The 22,270-nt window shown below is 55.6% G+C and carries 22 protein-coding genes; 10 read left to right on the top strand and 12 right to left on the bottom strand.

Annotation, left to right across the window (positions count from 1 at the left end):
- Nucleotides 1-370: 370 nt before the first annotated feature.
- Both F3J30_RS08095 and F3J30_RS08090 read left to right on the top strand, forming a co-directional pair.
- Entirely contained in the window at nt 371-1,117 is a 747-nt protein-coding gene (locus F3J30_RS08095; protein ID WP_166716913.1) for a MipA/OmpV family protein, read from the top strand.
- An 89-nt stretch (nt 1,118-1,206) separates the two neighbouring features.
- Nucleotides 1,207-2,061: an aldo/keto reductase gene (locus tag F3J30_RS08090; protein WP_166716912.1), complete on the top strand. Its 855-nt coding sequence runs from the start codon at nt 1,207-1,209 to the stop codon at nt 2,059-2,061.
- Nucleotides 2,062-2,112: 51 nt separating this feature from the next.
- Here F3J30_RS08090 and F3J30_RS08085 read toward each other — a convergent pair whose 3' ends face one another.
- Nucleotides 2,113-2,997 carry a D-hexose-6-phosphate mutarotase gene (locus F3J30_RS08085; protein ID WP_166716911.1) on the bottom strand — a complete coding sequence of 295 codons (885 nt, stop codon included), beginning with the start codon at nt 2,995-2,997 and terminating at the stop codon, nt 2,113-2,115.
- Nucleotides 2,998-3,072: 75 nt separating this feature from the next.
- A complete protein-coding gene (gene gapA, locus F3J30_RS08080; protein ID WP_010430074.1) occupies nt 3,073-4,068 on the bottom strand; it encodes a glyceraldehyde-3-phosphate dehydrogenase in 996 nt (331 codons plus the stop codon).
- A 341-nt stretch (nt 4,069-4,409) separates the two neighbouring features.
- Between gapA and msrB the strand changes: the two genes are divergently transcribed.
- Nucleotides 4,410-4,823, top strand: a complete 414-nt coding sequence (gene msrB, locus F3J30_RS08075; RefSeq protein WP_014069851.1) for a peptide-methionine (R)-S-oxide reductase MsrB — start codon at nt 4,410-4,412, stop codon at nt 4,821-4,823.
- 41 nt (nt 4,824-4,864) lie between these two features.
- The gene (locus F3J30_RS08070; protein WP_014069852.1) at nt 4,865-5,143 is read left to right on the top strand and encodes a YeaC family protein; all 279 of its coding nucleotides are present in this window, start codon (nt 4,865-4,867) and stop codon (nt 5,141-5,143) included.
- A 59-nt stretch (nt 5,144-5,202) separates the two neighbouring features.
- On the opposite strand, the gene F3J30_RS08065 is transcribed toward F3J30_RS08070, so the two are convergent.
- From F3J30_RS08065 to sppA, 4 genes are all read right to left on the bottom strand, one after another.
- Complete coding sequence (locus F3J30_RS08065) at nt 5,203-6,459, bottom strand: glycoside hydrolase family 18 protein (RefSeq protein ID WP_166716910.1); 1,257 nt, start codon at nt 6,457-6,459, stop codon at nt 5,203-5,205.
- Between the two features lie 198 nt (nt 6,460-6,657).
- Nucleotides 6,658-7,299, bottom strand: coding sequence for a bifunctional nicotinamidase/pyrazinamidase (pncA, locus tag F3J30_RS08060; protein ID WP_166716909.1), 642 nt, complete (start codon nt 7,297-7,299; stop codon nt 6,658-6,660).
- A gap of 9 nt (nt 7,300-7,308) precedes the next feature.
- Nucleotides 7,309-8,325 carry an asparaginase gene (gene ansA, locus F3J30_RS08055; RefSeq protein ID WP_014069855.1) on the bottom strand — a complete coding sequence of 339 codons (1,017 nt, stop codon included), beginning with the start codon at nt 8,323-8,325 and terminating at the stop codon, nt 7,309-7,311.
- Between the two features lie 60 nt (nt 8,326-8,385).
- Complete coding sequence (sppA, locus tag F3J30_RS08050; RefSeq protein WP_014069856.1) at nt 8,386-10,242, bottom strand: signal peptide peptidase SppA; 1,857 nt, start codon at nt 10,240-10,242, stop codon at nt 8,386-8,388.
- A gap of 167 nt (nt 10,243-10,409) precedes the next feature.
- Here sppA and F3J30_RS08045 point away from each other — a divergent pair, with 167 nt between their 5' ends.
- The 3 genes from F3J30_RS08045 (at nt 10,410) to F3J30_RS08035 (ending at nt 14,033) form a co-directional block, all read left to right on the top strand.
- Nucleotides 10,410-10,961 carry an NAD(P)H nitroreductase gene (locus F3J30_RS08045; protein ID WP_166716908.1) on the top strand — a complete coding sequence of 184 codons (552 nt, stop codon included), beginning with the start codon at nt 10,410-10,412 and terminating at the stop codon, nt 10,959-10,961.
- Nucleotides 10,962-11,077: 116 nt separating this feature from the next.
- Complete coding sequence (gene selD, locus F3J30_RS08040) at nt 11,078-12,121, top strand: selenide, water dikinase SelD (RefSeq protein WP_166716907.1); 1,044 nt, start codon at nt 11,078-11,080, stop codon at nt 12,119-12,121.
- A gap of 4 nt (nt 12,122-12,125) precedes the next feature.
- Nucleotides 12,126-14,033, top strand: a complete 1,908-nt coding sequence (locus F3J30_RS08035; RefSeq protein ID WP_166716906.1) for a DNA topoisomerase III — start codon at nt 12,126-12,128, stop codon at nt 14,031-14,033.
- Nucleotides 14,034-14,102: 69 nt separating this feature from the next.
- On the opposite strand, the gene gdhA is transcribed toward F3J30_RS08035, so the two are convergent.
- A complete protein-coding gene (gene gdhA / locus F3J30_RS08030; protein WP_166716905.1) occupies nt 14,103-15,446 on the bottom strand; it encodes an NADP-specific glutamate dehydrogenase in 1,344 nt (447 codons plus the stop codon).
- A 227-nt stretch (nt 15,447-15,673) separates the two neighbouring features.
- Between gdhA and F3J30_RS08025 the strand changes: the two genes are divergently transcribed.
- Complete coding sequence (locus F3J30_RS08025) at nt 15,674-15,946, top strand: YnjH family protein (protein WP_166716904.1); 273 nt, start codon at nt 15,674-15,676, stop codon at nt 15,944-15,946.
- On the opposite strand, the gene F3J30_RS08020 is transcribed toward F3J30_RS08025, so the two are convergent.
- Nucleotides 15,906-16,322: a pyrimidine (deoxy)nucleoside triphosphate diphosphatase gene (locus F3J30_RS08020; RefSeq protein WP_166716903.1), complete on the bottom strand. Its 417-nt coding sequence runs from the start codon at nt 16,320-16,322 to the stop codon at nt 15,906-15,908. The genes F3J30_RS08025 and F3J30_RS08020 overlap by 41 nt on opposite strands.
- A 75-nt stretch (nt 16,323-16,397) precedes the next feature.
- Here F3J30_RS08020 and F3J30_RS08015 point away from each other — a divergent pair, with 75 nt between their 5' ends.
- Nucleotides 16,398-16,967, top strand: coding sequence for a carboxymuconolactone decarboxylase family protein (locus F3J30_RS08015; RefSeq protein WP_166716902.1), 570 nt, complete (start codon nt 16,398-16,400; stop codon nt 16,965-16,967).
- Nucleotides 16,960-17,577 (top strand): CDP-alcohol phosphatidyltransferase family protein, encoded by a 618-nt coding sequence (locus tag F3J30_RS08010; RefSeq protein ID WP_166716901.1) that lies wholly within the window; start codon nt 16,960-16,962, stop codon nt 17,575-17,577. Before F3J30_RS08015 ends, F3J30_RS08010 begins: the two co-directional genes overlap by 8 nt.
- Here F3J30_RS08010 and F3J30_RS08005 read toward each other — a convergent pair.
- The 4 genes from F3J30_RS08005 to F3J30_RS07990 all read right to left on the bottom strand — a co-directional run bounded on the left by F3J30_RS08005 (nt 17,574) and on the right by F3J30_RS07990 (nt 22,258).
- Nucleotides 17,574-18,881 (bottom strand): sulfurtransferase, encoded by a 1,308-nt coding sequence (locus tag F3J30_RS08005; RefSeq protein ID WP_166716900.1) that lies wholly within the window; start codon nt 18,879-18,881, stop codon nt 17,574-17,576. The genes F3J30_RS08010 and F3J30_RS08005 overlap by 4 nt on opposite strands.
- Nucleotides 18,882-18,966: 85 nt before the next feature.
- A complete protein-coding gene (locus F3J30_RS08000; RefSeq protein ID WP_166716899.1) occupies nt 18,967-19,587 on the bottom strand; it encodes an ATP-binding cassette domain-containing protein in 621 nt (206 codons plus the stop codon).
- Nucleotides 19,587-21,122 carry a thiamine ABC transporter permease gene (locus F3J30_RS07995; RefSeq protein ID WP_166716898.1) on the bottom strand — a complete coding sequence of 512 codons (1,536 nt, stop codon included), beginning with the start codon at nt 21,120-21,122 and terminating at the stop codon, nt 19,587-19,589. Before F3J30_RS07995 ends, F3J30_RS08000 begins: the two co-directional genes overlap by 1 nt.
- Nucleotides 21,095-22,258 carry an ABC transporter substrate-binding protein gene (locus tag F3J30_RS07990; protein ID WP_166717144.1) on the bottom strand — a complete coding sequence of 388 codons (1,164 nt, stop codon included), beginning with the start codon at nt 22,256-22,258 and terminating at the stop codon, nt 21,095-21,097. The genes F3J30_RS07995 and F3J30_RS07990 overlap by 28 nt, the downstream gene beginning before the upstream one ends.
- Between the last annotated feature and the right edge of the window lie 12 nt (nt 22,259-22,270).

Here is a 22,270-nt window from a genome sequence, read left to right as displayed (position 1 = left end):
CCCGGAAGAGAATTTCTCGCACCGTAATGCCAGAGCAGCAACCTGTGTGCCAGGTCGGTCGCCAGGAATCACAAGGCGCTCAGGAATTTCTCCTCTTAAATTAAAGCGTAGATGGCATTTGCAAAACTTGCATGTCGGCAAAATCTAATTTCAATGACATATCAATAACTCATCCAAAAATTTCCGCCTTTGTTATAAGGCATTTTTGCGCTTTTCATCCTGTCGTCACATAAATGAAAGCGGGCGGTCATCTGAAAAATGGAAAATACCGGGTTTATCAAACTCATTAGCAGGCAAAAAATTTTGGGTTGTAGGGGAAGGGCGGTTACACTGCACCCGCTGATTATTTGACTACAGGAAAGAATGGATTGTGACCAAACTCAAACTTCTGGCATTAGGCTTATTGGCCGCCACCTCAGTTAGCACCGCGCAGGCGGAGGATCAGTGGACTGTTGGCGCGGGCGTAGGCGTGATTAACAGCCCGTACAAACAGTATGATCGCGATATTTATCCGGTTCCGGTCGTGACCTATGAAGGCGATAACTTCTGGTTCCACGGTCTGGGTGGCGGCTACTATCTGTGGAACGATAACGCCGACAAACTCTCTGTCATGGCGTACTACGATCCAATGCATTTCAAACCAGGCGATAGCGATAACAACCAGTTGCGCCGCCTCGACAAACGTAAAAGCTCCATGATGGCCGGGCTTTCTTACGTGCATAACACTCAGTATGGTTTCCTGCGTACCGCGCTGGCAGGCGATACGCTGGATAACAGCAACGGCTTTATCTGGGATCTGGCCTGGCTGTACCGCTACACCAACGGCGGACTGACCCTGACGCCAGGTATCGGTGTGCAGTACAGCAGTGAGAACTACAACGACTACTATTATGGCGTGTCCAAAAACGAGTCTCGTCGTAGCGGCCTGAAAACCTATGGCGCTGATGACGGCTGGGATCCGTACCTGGAACTCACCGCAAGCTATAACTTCCTCGGTGACTGGAGCGTGTACGGCACTGGCCGCTATGTGCGTCTGAGCGATGAAGTGAAAGATAGCCCGATGGTCGACAAATCCTGGTCCGGTATCTTCTCTGTGGGTGTGACCTACAAATTCTGATTGTGCATTTTCACAGTGCAATCTATGCATCAAAACGGGGCGCTTGCGCCCCGTTTGCTTTACGGTGGTGCAGATAACAGGAGAATGATATGAGCGCAAAAACGGTGACATTTTCCGGTGCACGTACCCTTCCGGCCATCGGGCAGGGCACCTGGTATATGGGTGAAAAAGCAAGCCTGCGTAAAACCGAAGCGGATGCACTGCGTGCGGGCATCGACCTGGGCCTCAGGCTGATTGATACCGCAGAGATGTATGCTGAAGGCGGAGCTGAAGAGGTTGTTGGTGAAGCAATTAAAGGTCTGCGCGATAGCGTGTATCTGGTGTCGAAAGTCTACCCGTGGAATGCCGGCGGGCAGAAGGGAATGGCGGCATGTGAAGCCAGCCTGCGACGGCTTGGCACCGACCGCATCGATCTGTATCTGCTGCACTGGCGCGGTGGTTTTGGCCTGGAAGAGACGGTTGAACTGATGGAGAAGCTCCAGCAACAGGGGAAAATTGGCCGCTGGGGGGTGTCGAATCTGGATTACGGCGACATGCAGGAATTATGGCGCGTAGAGGGCGGCGCGGCCTGTGCCACTAATCAGGTGCTGTATCACCTGGCTTCACGCGGAATTGAATACGATTTACTGCCCTGGTGCCAGCAACAGGCCATACCGGTGATGGCTTACTGCCCGTTAGCCCAGGCCGGACGCTTACGCAGCGGGTTAATGAATCATCGGGTGGTGAATGAGATTGCCCGCGACCATCACGCCACCGCCGCACAAATTCTGCTGGCATGGGTCATTAGCCATCAGGGCGTGATTGCGATACCGAAAGCGGCATCAGTGGAACATGTAAAAGAAAATGCTGGGGCGTTAGATATTACGCTTACCGCGCAGGAGCTGCTCAAACTGGAGCGTGCATTCCCGGCACCGGCTCATAAAACGCCATTAGATGTGGTTTAACGGTGTGGAGTTTCCTCTCCCCCCAATGGGGAGAGAGGCTGCTGGAGACGATTAGCCTTTAACAATGCTAATGGTCTGCGCCAGACGAGAAGGTTTCTCGGAGCTGGCTTTTTGCAGTGGTGAAACGCAGGCGGTTTCGACACAGACAAAGGTTTTATAGCCGTCATCCGGCACGTCACCCATGCTCACAGAGAGCGCCGGGCCCGGGTTCCAGCCTACAACGTTGCTATTGTGGTGGTGGATAACCTCGATCCGGCGATTGAGGTTCGCATCGTGGATCACGCTGCACGCTTCCGGGTGCAGATAAACGCGGTCGGTACGATCCGGGAACGTCTGCACGCCATCGCTCAGTTTCCCTTCTTTCGCGTTATCGACTTTATCGATAAAGGTATCGCCAAGGCCGCTGACTTTTACTGCACCGATATCACCTACGTTGAAATAGGTGTGCAGGGCAGAAGACGTTTCGAATTCCCCGTGGGCTTCCAGCTCAATTTCACAGGTTTTACCCAGTTTGAAACGCGCATACAGCGTGAAGTCGTGTGGCCAGAGTTTACGGGTCTCATCGTTGCTGTGCAGCTCAAAGGTCAACACCGCGCCGTTGTCATCTTCATTGTGCGCTTTCAGCGTCCACTGTTGATTGCGGGCAAAACCGTGCGCAGGCAGGCCTTGTTCTGCCGCTGGGCCAAACCACGGCCAGCAGATCGGTACGCCACCGCGGATCGCCGCGCCTTTTTTGAACGAGGTAATATCGCTCAGCCACAGACCTTCTGCTTCACCTTCTGGTTTCCAGGAGAGCAGGTGAGCACCGTTGAGCGCCACTGACGCTTTAACGCGTGGGTGATCAACAACGATAATATCGGCATCATCGATTTTGCGGTGGGAGAGCACAGGGGTAAGTTGTTCGACTACCGGAAGTGCAAAAATTTTATTAATCATTACGCAATCCTCTGTCTTTAAAGCAATAAAAAAGGCGACCGAAGTCGCCTTTTTGGATCAGTTTCTCATCTCAACTTATTTGGAGATGTGAGCGATCAGGTCCAGTACTTTGTTAGAGTAGCCGGTTTCGTTGTCGTACCAGGATACCAGTTTAACGAAGTTGTCGTTCAGTGCGATACCAGCTTTAGCATCGAACACAGAGGTGCAAACTTCGCCGTTGAAATCGGTAGAAACAACGTCGTCTTCGGTGTAACCCAGAACGCCTTTCATTGCGCCTTCGGAAGCAGCTTTGATTGCTTTCTTAATTTCTTCATAAGAAGCAGCTTTTTCCAGACGAACGGTCAGGTCAACTACGGAAACGTTAGGAGTTGGAACGCGGAACGCCATACCAGTCAGTTTACCGTTCAGTTCTGGCAGAACAACGCCTACAGCTTTAGCAGCACCGGTAGAAGATGGGATGATGTTCTGAGCTGCGCCACGGCCGCCGCGCCAGTCTTTGTGAGACGGGCCATCAACGGTTTTCTGAGTAGCGGTAGTTGCGTGAACGGTGGTCATCAGGCCTTCAACGATACCGAAGTTGTCGTTGATAACTTTAGCCAGTGGAGCCAGGCAGTTGGTGGTGCAGGATGCGTTGGAAACGATGTCCTGGCCAGCATATTTTTCGAAGTTAGCACCACGTACGAACATTGGAGTGTTGTCTTTGGATGGACCAGTCAGAACAACTTTTTTCGCACCAGCGGTGATGTGTTTACGCGCGGTTTCGTCGGTCAGGAAGATACCGGTAGCTTCAGCTACAACGTCAACACCGATTTCGTTCCATTTCAGGTTAGCTGGGTCTTTCTCAGCAGTAACGCGGATGGTTTTGCCGTTAACAACCAGGTGGCCGTCTTTCACTTCAACGGTGCCGTCGAAACGACCGTGAGTTGAGTCGTACTTCAGCATGTACGCCATGTATTCAGCGTCCAGGAGATCGTTGATACCAACGATTTCGATGTCAGAACGTTTCTGAGCAGCACGGAAAACAATACGGCCGATACGGCCAAAACCGTTGATACCTACTTTGATAGTCATATATTCCACCAGCTATTTGTTAGTGAATAAAAGGTTGCGTGTAAAATTACAAAAACCTTACGCAGCGTCAAGCGGAATCGTGTCAATCATTGCGACAAATCAATCCTGTGACTAACGTTTGTGCGACTGACTCGCCTCACTTTCCCTTTGAGCTAGCAACCACATGGGGGCTGCGCCCGGAATTTTAAAGGCCTGCCAGTATAAAAATGTGAAATAGATCACATTTGGCTGACCACCTTTTCGCGACACATAAGTTTAGAACAAAAGTGCACGCGTGGGTGTTAATGTTTTGTTAGAATCCGGTATATAAGATGCCTGTTTCTACAGCGAGATGTAAGCATATGTCGAACCAACGTAACCCTGATGACCTGAAAAATAACCTCACAGAAATGCAGTTCTACGTGACCCAGAATCACGGGACTGAGCCCCCATTTACCGGGCGTTTGTTGCACAATAAGCGAGACGGTGTTTATCACTGCCTGGTGTGCGATGCGCCCCTGTTCAACTCCCAGACCAAGTACGATTCTGGCTGCGGTTGGCCGAGCTTTTACGAGCCGGTTAGCGATGACGCAATCCGCTACCTGGATGACTCGTCGCACGGGATGCAGCGTATTGAAATTCGCTGTGGCAAATGTGATGCCCACCTGGGGCATGTCTTCCCGGACGGTCCTCAGCCAACAGGCGAACGTTTCTGCGTCAACTCAGCGTCATTAAGCTTCACTGATGACGAAAATGGCGACCAGACCAAAGGTTGAAAAAACGATTCAGCAAATTATTCCTTTGAAAGGGAGACATCATGAATATTGATGACATGATTAGTGGCATGACACCGGAAGTTTATCAGCGTCTGGTGACGGCGGTTGAACTGGGAAAATGGCCTGATGGTGTCGCCCTTACCCCGGATCAAAAAGAGAACAGTTTGCAGCTGGTGATGTTGTGGCAGGCACGTAACAACACCGATGCCCAGCACATGACCATCGACACCCAGGGTCAGATGGTGATGAAGAGCAAGCGCGAGCTGAAAGAAGATTTTGGCATCACGCCAAAGCCGATTGCGACCCTGAAAATGCAATAACGGTGCGGGCTGATGCCCGCACCCAGCCCTCTCCCACGGGGAGAGGGCTTGATGTCTTACTACTTATGCGGGATCCCGAGCGACTCCGCCAGTTGTTTCGCTAACTGATTATTGTCATCTGCGCCATATTCCCAGAACATCGCCCCGGCAAGACCTTTCTCCTTGATATAGTCCGCTTTGATGGCAACTGAACGTGGGTTCTCATAAGAGATAGCGAACAGCGCTTTTCCGTCGGCTGAGTTTACTGAAAGCCACGGCACTTTTGCCTGATCGTCCCAGTGTTCGGTAAAGCGTTTCTGCGGGTCGTTCAGCAGTTTTTTCACGATGTCGTTGTACTTCACGTAGGTGTCTTTGGTCAGGTCATAGCCGAGGGATTTGAACAGGCCGATTTCCTGTGGGCCGAAGTAGGGCTGCGTTACCGGATTTTTTTGCGCATCCGGTTTCGTCCAGTCGATGCCTGGCTCAACCGCACGTTTCGGTACGCGCCCGTAGAAACCGATCCCGAGGTTCATCTGTTTGGGTTTCACCCCAGCCGCAAGGTAGTTGTTCACCACAAAATCCACGCTGTATTTATCGGCGGCGGCAACGGTCGGCCAGGCGCTGGAGTCATACAGGTTGGCGTTGAAGTACTGCGTGCCGTACGCCATGTCGTAAGTCATCAGGTTGATATAATCGAGCAGCGGGGCGATGGCTTTCACATCCACCCAGCTTTTCGGACTTTCCGCATTAGCGCCTACCGCAATGGTAACCAGCTTTTTATGCCCGAAGGCCTCGCGCATCTCTTTGAGCAGCGCGGTGAAATTATCCCGGTCGGCGGGCGTGCTTGCGACCAGCCCCCACGCGCCGTTCACCGGATACTCCCAGTCGAGGTCGATGCCGTCCAGACCGTATTTATCAACAATCTCCTGTGCAGAGCGGATAAACACGGCGCGAGTCTCTTTAGTGGCCGCCGCGCCAGAAAAACCGCGAGCCCCCCAGCCACCGACGGAAAGCAGCACTTTCAGATTGGGGTTCTGTTTACGCAGGGCAGGGATTAACGCCAGATCAGAGGCCACTTTTGGTGATAACCAGATTTGATGGAGTTTTGCCGGATCTTTGAGTGCGGCGTTGGTTTCGTCTTTCTCGTCGTTATAGACCAGGCCAAACGAGTAGTTCAGGTGTGTTATCTGACGAACGTCGAGTTTATTGATATCCCCGCCCGGGCCGGCGGTAACATCGCCACCTCCGTTAAAGTAGCCCACGGACATCAGGGTATTGGCGGAGGCAACTGACGCGCAAAGCAAGGGTAATGCTGCCAGCAATGGCAAACGTTTCATATAAGTTCCTCTTTGACATATCAAACATAACCACGCCACGGAAAAGGCGTGGCGAAAAAACAACCTGAAGAGAATAGCATTGCCGCTGCGCTTGCGATGCGAGGCAGTTCACTTTATGGGAGATCGGAGAGGGGGTTTCCGGGTGGACCCGGCCCACAAAACCAGAGAAAGTAGGCCGGGTAAGGCGAAGCCAAAAGACTACGCCTGCGTTTCCAGCCAGTCTTCCAGCGTATACAGCGTTGCACCGGCGGTGGACATCTCCATAAACGCCAGCGTGCTGTCATGTGGTTGAATGTTTACGCCGCGACACCCGTCAGTGATCACGTTAACGCTGTAACCCAGCGCCAGCGCATCCAGCACGGTGAATTTCACGCAATAATCGGTCGCCAGCCCCAGCACAATCAGTTCGGCGATATCGTGATGGCGCAACCACTCATCCAGTGCCGTTTTCTGACGATGTCCGTTATCAAAAAACGCGCTGTAGCTGTCGATGGACGGGTTTTCCCCTTTGTGGAAAACGGCATCAATGGCTTTCTGATTCAGTAACGGATGCAGTTCCGCGCCTTCAGTCTGCTGAACGCAGTGATCGGGCCAGAAGGTTTGCGCCAGCCCGTCGAGTTGACCCTGGCTGTAGGGCGCAACGTTATGCTGGCTGGCGAAGCTACCGTGGTTGGCTGGATGCCAGTCCTGGCTTGCCACAACGGCGTCACCACGCGTTTTACACCAGGCGATCAGCGAATTAGCCACATCAATGGTGCTATCGCCTTCCGCCACGGCCAGCGCGCCGCCCGCGCAGAAATCATTTTGTAAATCAACCAGTAACAGAGCTCGTTGGGCCATGCCTACTCCTTATTCGTCTGGCGTCAGTTCGCCGCGCAGGTTTTGCATCATCGCGGTACGAATGGCCTGAACATCCAGATCCTGACTCAGTAAATAGTGAAGTTTAGTCAGCGTGGCCTCGACGGTCATGTCGGCACCGCTAATAACACCGGCATGAGCCAGGGCGTTGCCGGTGGCATAACCGCCCATATTGACCTTACCGGACATACACTGAGTCAAGTTAACTACCACAATCCCTCGCTCGCTCGCTTCCTGTAACTCTTTCAGGAACTCACCGTTCTGCGGGGCATTACCCACGCCGTAGGAGCGCAGGATCAGCGCTTTAACGGGCTGACGCAGGAAGTTACGTACCACATCCGCTGAAATCCCCGGATAAATGGTGACTACGCCAATCGGCTGTGGGGTGATCGGGTGAACAACCAGTTCACCCGCCGTATGCGGTGCAGGTGGAGTTCCCAGACGACGAATATGAATACCTGCTTCCAGCAGCGGTTGCAGGTTTGGTGAAGCAAAAGCATCAAATCCATCCGCGTGAGCTTTGGTCGTACGGTTGCCACGATACAGACGGTTGTTGAAGAACAACGAGACTTCGTTGATCGGGTAATTGGCCGCCACGTACAGAGAGTTCAGCAGGTTGATTTGCCCGTCAGAGCGCAGCTCCGCCAGCGGGATCTGCGAGCCGGTCACGATAACCGGTTTGCTGAGGTTTTCCAGCATGAAAGAGAGCGCCGACGCGGTAAACGCCATGGTGTCGGTGCCATGCAGGATCACGAAGCCATCGTATTCGTCGTAATGCGCTTTGATATCGTCTGCAATATGCTGCCAGTCTTCCGGCGTCATATCGGAGGAGTCCATCAGCGGCTCATACTCGTGGATGGTGAAGTCAGGCATTTCGGGGCGATGGAATTCTGGCATTAATGCCAGCTGGCGTTGCAGGTGGCCGGACACAGGAATATAGCCATTTTCAGAGCGCTGCATCCCGATGGTACCGCCGGTGTAGGCGACATAAATTGATTTCTTCTGCATGATAGTGAGTTCTTTTGCTTCAAAGAAAAATCCCCTCTTCGCGAAAAGAGGGGACGGGTTTTAACGGACGTTAGCGCAGGTCAGGCAAAATGCGTAACGGCTTTGTGGATCGTTAAAGGCGGCAAGCTTATCACCCTCTGCTTTCATCGCTTTAGCCGCGGTGGCAACAGGGGCAGGCAGGTACGCCTGAATAGCTTCCGGGAGCATAGCGCGAACGGAGCCGGACATGCTATCCATCACCAAATCGAGGAACGATGGCTCGTCCTGGTAATACTCAACATGCCATTGTTTGAGTTTTGCCAGTTCAGCCGCTTTCGCGACGGCGTCATCAAAATCACCCAGACTGTCTACCAGACCATTGTTTTTGGCATCTTGTCCGGTCCAGACGTGGCCCTGAGCTATCTGGTCAATCTGCTCTGGCGTCTTCTTACGGGAGTCGGCAACCAGGGTGATAAAGCGCTTATAACCGCTCTCGATGCTGAGCTGCATCATCTCTGACACTTCCGGTGGCAAAGATTTTGTCACGGACACATCCGCCAGCGGTGATGTCGATACCCCATCGGTATGAACGCCCAGATAATCAAGGCTGTTCTCAACGGTGTTGATGACCCCGAAAATACCAATTGAGCCCGTCAGTGTGCTGGGGTTAGCAACGATATAGTTAGCCGGTGTTGAGATCCAGTAACCACCGGAGGCCGCCATACCGCCCATCGAGACAACCACAGGTTTGCCCGCAGCACGCGCCGCAACCAGTTCCGCACGGATCACTTCCGATGCGCTGACGCTGCCGCCAGGGCTGTTGACGCGCAGAACAATGGCTTTCACTTTCGGATCAAGACGCGCATCGCGGATCTGCGAAGCCGTGGTATCGCCGCCCACGTTCCCCGGCGTTTCCTGACCATCCATGATCGCACCGTTAGCAAAGACCACCGCCACGCTATCACCGTTTTCACTCGGTTTTTTCGTCGTGTAGTCATACATGCTAACAGCGCTGTAGTTTTTGTCTTCTTTGCTCCAGCCGAACTGTTTGGTCAGGGCTTTTTCGATATCTGCACTGCTACCCAGTGAATCAACCAGCTTGTTCTCAAGTGCATATTTGGCGGTGTCACCGTCAACCTTGCGCAGGCCGTCGAGCATCCCCTGAGCACCAGGGAACACCTGTTCAGCCGTAATCTGGCGGTTGGCCGCGATCGTGCCCAGATAGTTTTGCCACAGTTCGCCAATCCAGCGGCTGTCTGCTTCACGGGCGGCCGGGGACATATCGTCACGGATAAATGGCTCAACGGCGGATTTATACGTGCCCACGCGGAAGACATGGGTGGTGACTTTCAGCTTGTCGAGCAGCGACTTGTAGTACAGCCCATTGGTTGCAAAGCCGTGCAAATCCACCGTGCCCTGCGGCGAGAGCCAGATTTTATTGGCAAAGCTCGCCAGGTAGTACTGACCCTGGGTATAGCTGTCGCCCACGGCAATAACCGGCTTACCGCTGTCGCGGAATTCGCGCAGGGCTTTACCAATGTATTGCATGGAAGGCTGGTCGCCACCGGCAAAATCTTTCAGATCAAGCACGATCCCGGTAATGTTGCGATCGTCTTTTGCCTGACGGATGGTTTCAACGATATCAAACAGGGAGTTTTCCTGAAGGCGATCGGATGTCGCGCCGAACAGCTGGCGGCCAATCACGCCCAGGCGATTGCTGGTGGAGGGCTTATCGACGACGACCCCGGTGATATCCAGCAACAATGCGCCGCGCGTGGAATGCTGCGCCTGGCTTGTGCTGCTGATGTGCATCCAGATGCCCGCGCAAACCAGAATCAGGAAGATGAAGAACACATTCATCACCAGTTCGCGGACAAAGTTGAGCAGTCGCCACGTCCATTTAAAGAAACCGGCAAAGATTCGCCAAAGGGTTCGCATGTATACTCCCTAACCAGAAAATGACTGTATCCGTCGCCAGTGGACGGCAATGTGAGGTTATCGTAATGACCCGACCGCCACTTGTCAGCAGGAATCGCCCGTCACGCTGTAACAAAATCTGCCGCCGTGTTAATTTTGTTAGGAAAATTCAAGACAGGAGTTAACCAATGGACGCACTTGAACTGCTTGTTAACCGTCGTAGTGCTTCGCGCCTGGCCGAACCGGCGCCAGCGGGCGAGCAGCTGGAAAACATTCTGCGTGCCGGGATGCGCGCACCAGATCATGGCACATTACAGCCGTGGCACTTCTTTATTATTGAAGGCGAAGGCCGCGATCGTTTCAGCGCGTTGCTGGAGCAGGGTGCGGTAGCCGCGGGACAGGACGAGAAGGGCATTGAAAAAGCGCGCACCGGCCCGTTCCGTGCACCGATGATCATCGCGGTGGTCGCAAAATGCCAGGCTGAACATAAAGTGCCGGTCTGGGAACAGGAAATGTCTGCGGGCTGCGCCGTCATGGCGATGCAAATGGCGGCGGTCGCTCAGGGCTTTAACGGCATCTGGCGTACCGGCGCACTCACCGAAAGCCCGGTTGTCCGCGAAGGGTTGTCCTGCGGCAAGCACGATAAAATTGTTGGCTTCCTCTATCTCGGTACCCCGCAGCTTAAAGCATCCAGCACGATAAACGTGCCGGACACCACGCCTTTCGTCAGCCGTTTCTGATAACGCGCGCTAAACTGTCTGGATTCTGAGCATCTGCCGCAGAATTCAGACAGTCATACTTACCTCTTTATGGAATGAGCGCTACCATAGCGCGATTGCAATGACAGGAGATGTCCATGAGCGAGCAAACCATTCGTTTAACGCAATACAGCCACGGAGCCGGTTGCGGTTGTAAAATTTCCCCAAAAGTGCTGGAAACCATCCTGCACAGTGAACAGGCGAAGTTTGTCGACCCGAACCTGCTTGTCGGCAATGAAACGCGTGACGATGCAGCGGTTTATGACTTAGGTAACGGCACCAGCATTATCAGCACCACCGACTTCTTTATGCCGATTGTCGACAATCCGTTCGACTTCGGGCGTATTGCGGCCACCAACGCCATCAGCGATATCTTCGCGATGGGCGGTAAGCCGATTATGGCGATTGCCATTCTGGGCTGGCCAATCAGCACCCTTGCTCCAGAAATCGCCCGCGAGGTGATTGAAGGTGGGCGCTTTGCCTGCCAGCAGGCGGGGATTGCGCTGGCTGGCGGCCACTCTATTGATGCCCCTGAGCCTATCTTCGGCCTGGCCGTCACGGGCGTGGTGCCGACCGAGCGCGTTAAGCGCAACAGTACCGCGCAGGCGGGCTGCAAACTGTTCCTTACCAAGCCGCTGGGCATTGGCGTGCTCACCACTGCCGAGAAAAAATCCCTGCTTAAACCAGAACACGTTGGCCTGGCAACGGAAGTGATGTGCCAGATGAACCTCGCCGGTGCAGCGTTTGCCAATATCGATGGCGTGAAGGCGATGACCGACGTCACCGGCTTTGGTCTGCTGGGCCACCTGAGCGAAGTGTGCCAGGGCGCAGGTGTGCAGGCGCAGGTCTGGTATCAGGACGTACCAAAGCTGCCGGGCGTGGAAGACTACATTGCCCAGGGCGCAGTGCCGGGCGGTACTCAGCGTAACTTTGCCAGCTATGGGCATCTGATGGGTGACATGCCAGAAGCGTGGCGCGACCTGCTGTGCGATCCGCAAACCTCTGGCGGCCTGCTGCTTGCGGTCACGCCAGACGCGGAAGCAGAAGTACAGGCAACGGCTGCGGAGTTTGGTATCACTCTGACGGCCATCGGCGAACTGGTGGACGCCCGCGGTGGCCGCCCGATGATCGAGATCCGTTAATTCGATGCGGTTGTTTATTGCCGAAAAGCCGAGCCTGGCCCGTGCCATCGCCGATGTGCTGCCTAAGCCGCACCGCAAAGGCGATGGTTTTATCGAGTGCGGTAACGGGCAGGTGGTGACCTGGTGTATTGGACACCTGCTCGAGCAGGCGCAACCGGATGTCTACGACAGCCGCTACGCCCGCTGGAATCTGAACGACCTGCCTATCGTGCCGGAAAAATGGCGCCTGCAACCTCGACCGTCCGTCACCAAACAGCTCAACGTCATTAAGCGTTTCCTGCATGAGGCCTCTGAAGTCGTCCACGCGGGTGACCCAGACAGGGAAGGGCAACTGCTGGTGGACGAGGTGCTGGATTACCTGGAGCTGGCCCCGGAAAAGCGCCTGCAGGTCCAGCGCTGCCTGATTAACGACCTTAACCCGCAGGCCGTGGAGCGGGCGATTTCACGCCTGCGCGCCAACAGCGAGTTTATCCCGCTGTGCGTTTCCGCACTGGCGCGTGCCCGTGCTGATTGGCTGTACGGGATCAACATGACCCGCGCGTATACCATTCTGGGACGTAACGCGGGGTATCAGGGCGTGCTCTCGGTCGGACGCGTTCAAACCCCGGTTCTGGGGCTGGTGGTGCGTCGCGATGAAGAGATCGAAAACTTTGTCGCCAAAGACTTCTTTGAAGTCAAAGCTCACATCGTGACGCCAAAAGAGGAACGTTTTACGGCGACCTGGCAGCCAAGTGATGCTTGTGAGTCGTATCAGGATGAAGAAGGGCGGTTGTTGCATCGCCCATTGGCAGACCATGTGGTCAACCGCATTACCGGCCAGCCCGCCATCGTCACCAGCTATAACGATAAACGGGAATCAGAACCTGCGCCGCTGCCGTTCTCGCTTTCGGCATTGCAGATTGAAGCGGCTAAACGCTTTGGTCTGAGCGCGCAAAATGTGCTCGATATCTGCCAGAAGCTGTACGAAACCCATAAACTGATCACTTATCCGCGTTCGGATAGCCGCTATCTGCCGGAAGAACATTATGCCGGGCGCCATTCGGTGATGAATGCGATCGGTGTTCACGCGCCGGATCTGCTACCACAGCCCGCCGTCAATCCGGACACGCGTAACCGCTGCTGGGACGATAAAAAAGTGGATGCCCACCACGCCATCATCCCTACGGCACGCACCAGTAATGTGAATCTGACGGAAAACGAATCGAAGGTGTATAACCTGATTGCCCGTCAGTATCTGATGCAGTTCTGCCCGGATGCGGTGTTCCGCAAATGCGTCATCGAACTGGAGATTGCCAAAGGTAAGTTTGTCGCCAAAGCGCGTTTCCTTGCGGAAGCGGGGTGGCGTACCCTGCTGGGCAACAAAGAGCGTGATGAAGAAAACGACGGCACGCCGCTGCCGGTGGTCGCCAAAGATGATGAGTTGCTTTGCGAAAAGGGCGAAGTGGTTGAACGTCAGACTCAGCCACCACGCCATTTCACCGATGCAACGCTGTTGTCAGCCATGACAGGTATCGCCCGATTTGTGCAGGATAAAGACCTGAAGAAGATCCTCCGCGCCACCGACGGGCTGGGTACGGAAGCGACCCGCGCAGGGATCATCGAACTGCTGTTTAAGCGGGGTTTCCTCGAGAAAAAAGGGCGTTATATCCATTCAACGGAACCTGGTCGGGCGCTGATCCACTCGCTGCCAGAGCTGGCGGCAAGGCCGGACATGACGGCGCACTGGGAATCCATCCTGACGCAAATCAGCGAGAAGCAGTGTCGTTACCAGGACTTTATGCAGCCGCTGGTGGGGACGCTTTATCAGTTGATAGATCAGGCGCGCAGTACGCCGGTGAAGACGTTCAGAGGAATGGTTGCACCGGGTGGCGGTGCGAAGAAGCCGTTCAAAAAGAAGAAAAGTGCAGCCTGATAACGCCGGTTTTCTCCCTCTCCCCGTGGGAGAGGGCCGGGGTGAGGGCACCCGGCCGCACGATAAAACTTAGATCACACCTTGCCCAATCATCGCATCCGCCACTTTCACGAACCCGGCGATATTCGCGCCACGCACGTAGTTAGTTTGTGATGCTTCACCACCAAACTCGACGCAGGAGTGGTGAATATCCAGCATGATGTGGTGTAAACGCGCATCCACTTTTTCCGCTTTCCAGCCCAGACGCGCGGCGTTTTGCGCCATCTCCAGACCCGAGGTTGCCACTCCGCCTGCATTCGCGGCTTTGCCTGGTGCAAACAGCACGCCTGCTTCCAGGAATAGATCGGTTGCGGCGATGGTGGTTGGCATGTTCGCCCCTTCGGCAACGGCTTTCACACCGTTGGCGATAAGGGTACGCGCGGCGTCCACGTCCAGTTCGTTCTGGGTCGCGCACGGCAGGGCAATGTCCACCGGCACCGCCCACGGCTGCTTGCCTTCGAGGTAGGTCAGGCCAAACTCACGGGCATAATCCGCCACGCGACCGTCGCGGCTGGCTTTGATTTCGCAAAGACGCGCCAGTTTTTCAGCCGTAAAGCCGGCCTCGTCGACGACAGTCCCGCTGGAATCGGAGGCGGTAACAACCCGCGCGCCAAACTGCATCGCTTTTTCGATAGCGTACTGCGCCACGTTACCGGAGCCAGACACCGCAACGCGCATCCCTTCAAACCCCAGACCATGGCGTTTCAGCATGGCTTCGGTGAAGTAGACTAGCCCGTAACCTGTGGCTTCCGGGCGGATCAGACTGCCGCCGAAGGAGAGGCCTTTACCGGTAAACACGCAGGCGCTGTTATTGGAGAGTTTTTTCATCATCCCGGCCATAAAGCCCACTTCACGGCCACCCACGCCGATATCACCTGCCGGAACATCGGTGTCCGGGCCCAGATGACGATACAGCTCGGTCATTAGTGCCTGGCAAAAACGCATCACTTCGCCTTCGCTTTTGCCTTTAGGATCGAAATCGCTGCCGCCTTTGCCGCCACCCATAGGCAGCGTGGTCAGGGCGTTTTTAAAGGTCTGCTCAAAGCCGAGGAATTTCAGAATGGATAAGTTAACGGACGGGTGGAAGCGCATCCCGCCCTTAAACGGACCAATTGCCGAGTTAAATTGCACACGCCATGCGCGGTTAACCTGTACCTGATTGCGATCGTCAACCCAGGTCACGCGGAACTGAATCACACGCTCCGGCTCGACCAGGCGCTCAAGTAGTGACATCTGGCGATAGCGCGGGTTTTCTTCCAGGAATGGCCACAGGGTGGTCATGACTTCACGAACGGCCTGAGCAAACTCGCTCTGGTGCGGATCGCGCTGTTGAACGTGGGCAAGAAAAGTTTCCAGAGAGCGTGTCTGATCCATAGATATAAGAACCTCTTATTTTAATTTCTGTGTGTTGCGTAGACGTTTTATGACGTTTTTTTGACTATATCACCCGCACCGCTTTGTGAGGCAAGCAGAAATTTCCCCCTAAAGGGAAATTCATCATCGCGTCCGGGTCATAACAAAAAACGATGACGAGAGAAATTAAAGGTTCTGCCAGGTTTACCGTTATAGTCATTATCAGGAGACAACAGGAAGAGACTTCTATGAATCGTTATGTGATGACCGCTTTGTTTGCCGTTTTATCCGCAGGCGCGCAGGCCGACCGAATTCGCCCGGATGTACAGGTCAATGTCCCGCCGGAGGTATTCAGCTCCAGCGGTCAGAGTTCGCAGCCCTGCAACCAGTGTTGTATCTATCAGGATCAAAACTATTCAGAAGGGGCGGTAGTGAAGGCTGACGGCGTGCTGTTGCAGTGTCAGCGTGATGAACGGGCCGTTAGCACGAATCCGCTGGTCTGGCGTCGCGTAAAAGGATAAAGGCGTTAAGCAGCGGAATATCCGCAGGCGCCAGGGCATAGGTTAACGCCTCCTGCGGCGTACACCACACCAGCGCACTGTGGTAATGCGCCGTCAGCTCGCCGCTGAACGAAGGGACATGCCAGGCATGAAGGTGGATGAGTCGCCCGGAGACTTCTCGCTGATGGCTTGCCACATAGCGTGCAGGTTCGGCGTTAATGCCTAACTCTTCGCGTAATTCGCGGACAAGCGCCTCGGGCTGCGTTTCTCCGGCTTCCACTTTCCCGCCAGCGAATTCCCACATGCCGGGCTGATCGGCATGGGGCGGGCGCTGCGCCAGCAAAATTTTGCCCTCTTTTTCAAGAATGGCTGCCACTACATCGATGGTTTTCAGCATGGTCGTCAATAATTGATAACGAAAAACGACATATTATCGTGCCCTTTCAAAGAGTCCAGCCATCAGGAGAGTCAGGTGAAAGAGACACCCGCCTGGGTAGCCCCCTTAAAAAACCTTCCCGTCAGTTTAAAACCGATCGTAGCGATGCAGAAAAAACACTACGGCGCGGTGCTGAATCCCACCCGCTGGTGGGGACGAATGCCGCGCCTGTTCTGGCTGGTGGCTCTGTTTGTGGGTTTTCTGGAGCGTCGTGATGCGCGCCTGAGTCCTGTACTGCGCTCCCTGCTGATGACGCGAGTCTCTCAGATTTGCCACTGTGATTTCTGCATTGATGCCAATAGCCTGCGTCTGGCCGAGCGCTGCGGGGCGATGGATAAAGTGCAGGCGGTGAGCCACTGGCACGACGCCGACATGTTCAGTGAAGAGGAGCGCGTGGCGCTGGCCTATGCCGAAGCGGTGACCGCCACGCCGCCGCAGGTGGAAGAGACGATAAAAACGCAGCTCAAACGCTATTACACCGATGAGGCGATTGCTGAGATGACGGCGTTAATTGCTTTTCAGAACTTATCCGCGCGTTTTAATGCCGCGCTGGATATCCCGGCGCAAGGGTTGTGCGCCACATTCAAAGGGAAACCTGATGCTTGACCGACACCTGCATCCGCGCGTGAAACCGGCGCTGAACCGGCTTGCGACGTTGCTCGACAGGCCGTTTATCTCTCCTGACGGGTTAACACTGGCGGGGTTTGCCATTGGGGTGCTGGCGTTGCCCTTTCTGGCGCTGAACAGTTATCTGGCGGCGCTGGTCGCGATTGCGCTCAATCGCCTGCTGGACGGGCTTGACGGTGCACTGGCTCGACGTCGCGGGTTGAGTGACGCAGGCGGGTTTCTGGATATCGCGCTCGATTTTCTTTTCTACGCGCTGGTACCGTTTGGCTTTGCGCTGGCAGCACCTGCGGAAAATGCGCTGGCGGCGGCATGGCTGTTGTTTGCTTTTATGGGCACGGGCAGCAGTTTTCTGGCGTTTGCGGCACTGGCTGCAAAACACAATATTGATAACCCCGGCTATGCGCACAAGTCGTTTTACTATATTGGTGGATTAACGGAAGGAACGGAGACCATTGCGCTGTTCGTGCTGTGCTGTCTGTTTCCGGCGCACTTTTCACTCTTCGGCTGGGTATTTGGCGCGTTGTGCTGGCTTACCACCACAACGCGCATCTGGAGCGGTTACGTGACGTTAAAATCGCTCACCCGCTAGCGTGAGCTTTCCGGCCCGCGCTCCCCGGTGGAAACCGGGTTTTGCGGGTGGCTGCTCCATTCGTACCAGCCGCCATCGTAAACGGAGACGTTTTTCCAGCCCATTGCCCGCGCGTACATAAAGGCCTCGGACGCCCGCCAGCCGGTACCACAATAGAATGCAACATGCTGTTCAGGCTGAATATTCCACGTTTTCCACATCGCGGCAATATCGTCGGCGCTGCGCATGGTGCCGTCCGGGTTATGGAAGTCTTCCATGTGTGTGGCATCGCTGCCGGCATGGCCCCAGCGCGCCCCGGCGATTTCACCTTTTGGCTTAATGTAGCTGTAGCCGCTGGTGACGCCGGTGAACTCAGGCCAGGAACGGATACTGGCCAGCGAGGCATCCTGACGATGCAACATCCCACGGGCTTGTTCCATATCGACCATCAACTGCGGCTGACCGGGTACCGGTGCGCCAAAGTCGGGGGCGGGTTTCACGTCGGCTGGTGTACCTCGTTCAACAGGCAGCCCGGCGTCTGACCAGGTTTTCCAGCCGCCATCCAGAATGCGCACATCTTTCACCCCCGCGTAGAGCATGATCTGCGCAACGCGTGCTGCGGCATAGACGTCACGGCCGTAGAGGATCACCGTGGTGTCCTGGCGGACTCCGTGTTTGGCCAGCATCGCTTTGAGTTTGTCATCAGAGACTTTATTCCACAGCGGCTCGCTTTCAACCTCATTGGTATCAATATAGCCAGCACCCGGAATATGGCTTAGCAGGTAGTATTTCGGAGCTCCCCAGCCCGCTTCAAGCACTTTCCAGTCTCCCGTCGGGGCAGCGACGACTGGCTTTTTCTGCTGTAACTGATGCAACCATTGCGGATAAACCAACTGCTCGAAGTGCGGTAAACGTTGCAGGCGGTCAGCGGTTTGCAGCGCATCGCTTAACAGTGAGACATGGCGATATCCGGCTTTTTCCAGGCGCGCTTGTATTGCCTTGTTATCGGCATCGCTGCCGTACAGCGCAATTGCCGTTTCAGGCGTGAGCTGATGCTGATTCGCCCAGCTGGCAAGCTGCTCGTCGCTCATTGCGCCAAGCCAGGAGGCAGAGAGGTTAAGCGCCGCCGGTTCGTGCCCGGATGTGCCGGTCAGGGTTTGCGGCCAGCCGTTGTAGAACGCACTGGCACGCGTATCGATCACCGCGCCATGCTGTTGCTGGATCTGTTCCAGAGTAAGGGAGTGGGGCATCTCAGCCGCCAGAGAGGACATAGAAGCGAGGCCGCAAAGCAGGGCCAGCGCAGTCAGTTGAGAAACACGTTTCATCGAAAAGCCTGACGTCAGTAAAAGAGGGGCTCATTGTTATCTCACCTGAAACAGAAAACATTGCGTTAGCACAGGGCCGGGGCGTTTATTGCCAGCGAGAAAGCTGGATAACGTCACCCCCGGGCGGGATATCCTCTTCATCATGCGTGACCAGTACCACCGGAATATTGCGCGCGCGAACGGCATCGAAAACCCAGGCCCGAAACGATGCGCGTAACGTTTTATCAAGACGACTGAAGGGCTCGTCCAGCAGCAGCGCCTGCGGTTGCGCGAGTAAAGCACGCAGCAGGCTCACCCTGGCGCGCTCCCCGCCGGAAAGCGTTGCAGGATCGCTGGCGTAGTGTCCGGCCAGCCCCGCAGAGTGCAGTGCATGTTGCACGTCGTCCTTGCGTCGTTGCCCGGTAATATGCGCTGGCAGGGCCAGCATCAGGTTTTGCCCCACGCTAAAGCTGTCAAACAGCAGGGCGTCCTGAAATAAAATCCCCAGACCGCGCTTTTCGACCGGAAGCGTGTCGCAGCGTTTTTCATCCAGCCAAAGCTCGCCCTGAGCGTTAAAATCCGCAGACAGCGCACCAATCATCCAGGAAAAAAGCGTGGATTTACCGCTGCCGGATGGCCCCATCAGCGTCACGATCTCTCCGCGCGGCACGCTGAAGTTAACTTCGCGAAAGAGGGGCTCAATAGAGAGATTGTTGACGCTCAGCATTAACGTAGTCCTTGTCGGTAGCGACCTGCAAGCCGGGATAAGAGCGCTGCAAGGCCAAATAGTGTGCCCGTGAGCAGCAGCAGGCCAAGTGCGCGGTTAGCGAGAATGGATGGGCTGCCGCCGCTGCTGAGTGCTACAGCCTCGGTCGTGAGCGTGGCAAAGCGTCCGGCACCCACCCACAGGGTAGGCATGTACTGCGCCATACTGACGGAAAACCCCGTCGCGACGGCAAGCAGCGCCGGGCGAGCCAGCAACGGACATTTGACTAACCAGAATATTCTGGCGCGCGACCAGCCCAGCGTTCTGGCAATCAGTATGAGTCGCGGGTCAATTCTGCGCCAGGCAGGCTGAAGCACCAGCAACATCCAGGGGATCACCCACAGCAAATGGCTCCACAGGACGGCGGCATATTGCCCGTCGATCCCGAGTCGCAGTGCAACAACGTATTGCCCGAACACCAGCGGTAATGCAGGAAGTGCCAGCGGAAGCCAGATCCAGAAGGCCCCACGTTGCGGCCCCCATTCCAGCCACAACACGAGAATGATCAGCGCCAGCAGGCTGGATGCCATGCCCAGAGAGAAACTGGTGGCGTAAGGGGTGAGGGCGGTATCACTGCCCCTGGCGAGGAAAACGAGCACCAGTGCGCAAAACAGCCCGCAGCCCGGCACTAACCAGCCGAGCGTTTTTACCGGCACAGCGTGATGGCTGCTATGACGAACGCCGCTGACGTCCGGCAGTGTGCGCCGCCACATTTTCCAGATGCACAGCCCGGCCACGGCCAGGATCGCCAGCAGCAACAGTAATAGCAGGCATAATAAGGTCCCTTTGATTTGTTGTTCGCTGTCACCCTGATTCAGCCACTGCCAGGCCAGCACCGCAAGTGTCGGGGGATTCCCTGGCCCGAGAACGATGGCCACATCAACTACCGAAAGTGACCATGCCAGCACGGCAAGCATCACGGCACCCAGCGCGGGAGCAATGGTCGGAAGAACCAGCCAGCACAGGCGCTGAATACGCCCGTAGCCAAAGCTCTGCAATACCACGTTTTGCTGCGCCAGCTGTTTTTCCGGCAACACGGCGTAAATGGCCCACAGGACGAACGCACTCTCTTTGATGGCAAGCGTCAACCCTAATCCGATACCTGCGCTGTCCTGCTGGGGCGATAAAAAAGTAACGTACTGATAAAACAGGCCGCCTTCGGCAAAAACCAGCATGGCGCTGGTGGCGAAGGCAACGTGAGGGATCGCCAGCATCCACGGCAGCCGCGTGCTTAACCGATGCCAGTGCTTGCCAGGCCAAAGGGCGGTAACCATACACAGGGCGATAAACAGTGAGCCTGCTGTGGCAATCAGGGTCGATACCAGGGTGGCGATAAATGCCTGGGGTAGCTGAGGGTCATTCAGCAGGGATTGCCAGTTGGCAGCTGAAAACGCTGGCGTTATCAGCATCACGCCCGCCGGGATCAGCGGTAAATAAATGACCGCCATTGCCAGCCAGACAACCCCGCTCAGCGCGTACCGTAGCGGCGCAGCCATTCCTGCTCCAGTGCATTAACCCAGGCGGCGTGCGGCTCAGCCAGCATATTCGGTAGCCCGTCGGTGGTGTGAGCGTTCAGTTGCGCAGCTTCGGCCGCCGGTAATTTCCGGGTATCCAGCACGCTCGGGTCGCCCCAGATAGCGGGATCGGCTTTACGCGTCTGCGCGGCAGGGGAAAGCAGGAAGTTAGCCACCACTTTCGCGCCCGCACTGGCCGTGGAATTTGCCGGGATCGCAACAAAATGGACGTTGCCAATCATCCCTTGCTCAAAGCCAAAGCTATAGCTGTCGGCAGGTAGCTCACCGCTGGTCACTTTTTGCCGGGCGTGGGCGGGGTTAAACGTCAGCGACAGATTCAGGCTTCCGCTGGCAAGCAGCGCATCCATACGTGCTGGTGAGGGCGGAAAATCCTTCCCTTCACGCCACAGCAGTGGGTGCAGTGTATCGAGATAGTCCCATAGCGGGGCGGTCACCGCCGCAAAGGTACGGGTATCTGGCGCGGTTTTTAGCGCATCCGGCTGGGTGGTGAGCGTCAGCAGAAGCTGTTCAAGAAACGCGGTGCCGGTGAAATCGGGCGGGCGCGGATAGGTGACTTTGCCAGGATGGCGTGTCGCATATTCCAGCAATGCCTGCGGATCGCGCAGCGGCGTCGGGGTGGTTGCATGACGGGCGATAAAAGTCAGCTGTGCGCCACCCCAGGGCGATTCCGCGCCGTCTGTGGCGACGGAGAAATCTTCCGTCACCGGTTTGCGGGTATCAACGAATCGCCAGTTAGGGAGCGTTTGCGCCCACTGGGTTTGCAGTAAACCGGCCTCTTTTAAGGTGCGAAAATTTTCACCGTTCACCCACAGAAGATCGACCGACCCGTTGGTTTTCCGTCCGGCAGCGTATTCAGTCTGGATGCGTTTAACCGCATCGGCCGCATCTGCAAGGTGAACAATTTTCAGGGTGATGGCGTAGTGCGATTTCATCTCACCGCTTACCCAGTCAAGGTAGCGGTTTACCGCCGGGTCGCCGCCCCAGGCATTAAACCAGACGGTTTGCCCACGGGCCTGATGTTGAATGTCTTGCCAGCTATCCGCGGCAAAGGATGAGCTTGCCAGCAGCAGGCCTGTCAGAAACGCGCAAAAACGCACACGGCGCATAAT

This window comes from Enterobacter sp. Tr-810 (genome assembly GCF_011752765.1).
Taxonomy (GTDB): Bacteria; Pseudomonadota; Gammaproteobacteria; order Enterobacterales; family Enterobacteriaceae; genus Enterobacter; species Enterobacter soli.
This window is presented reverse-complemented; position numbering and strand designations above follow the sequence as displayed.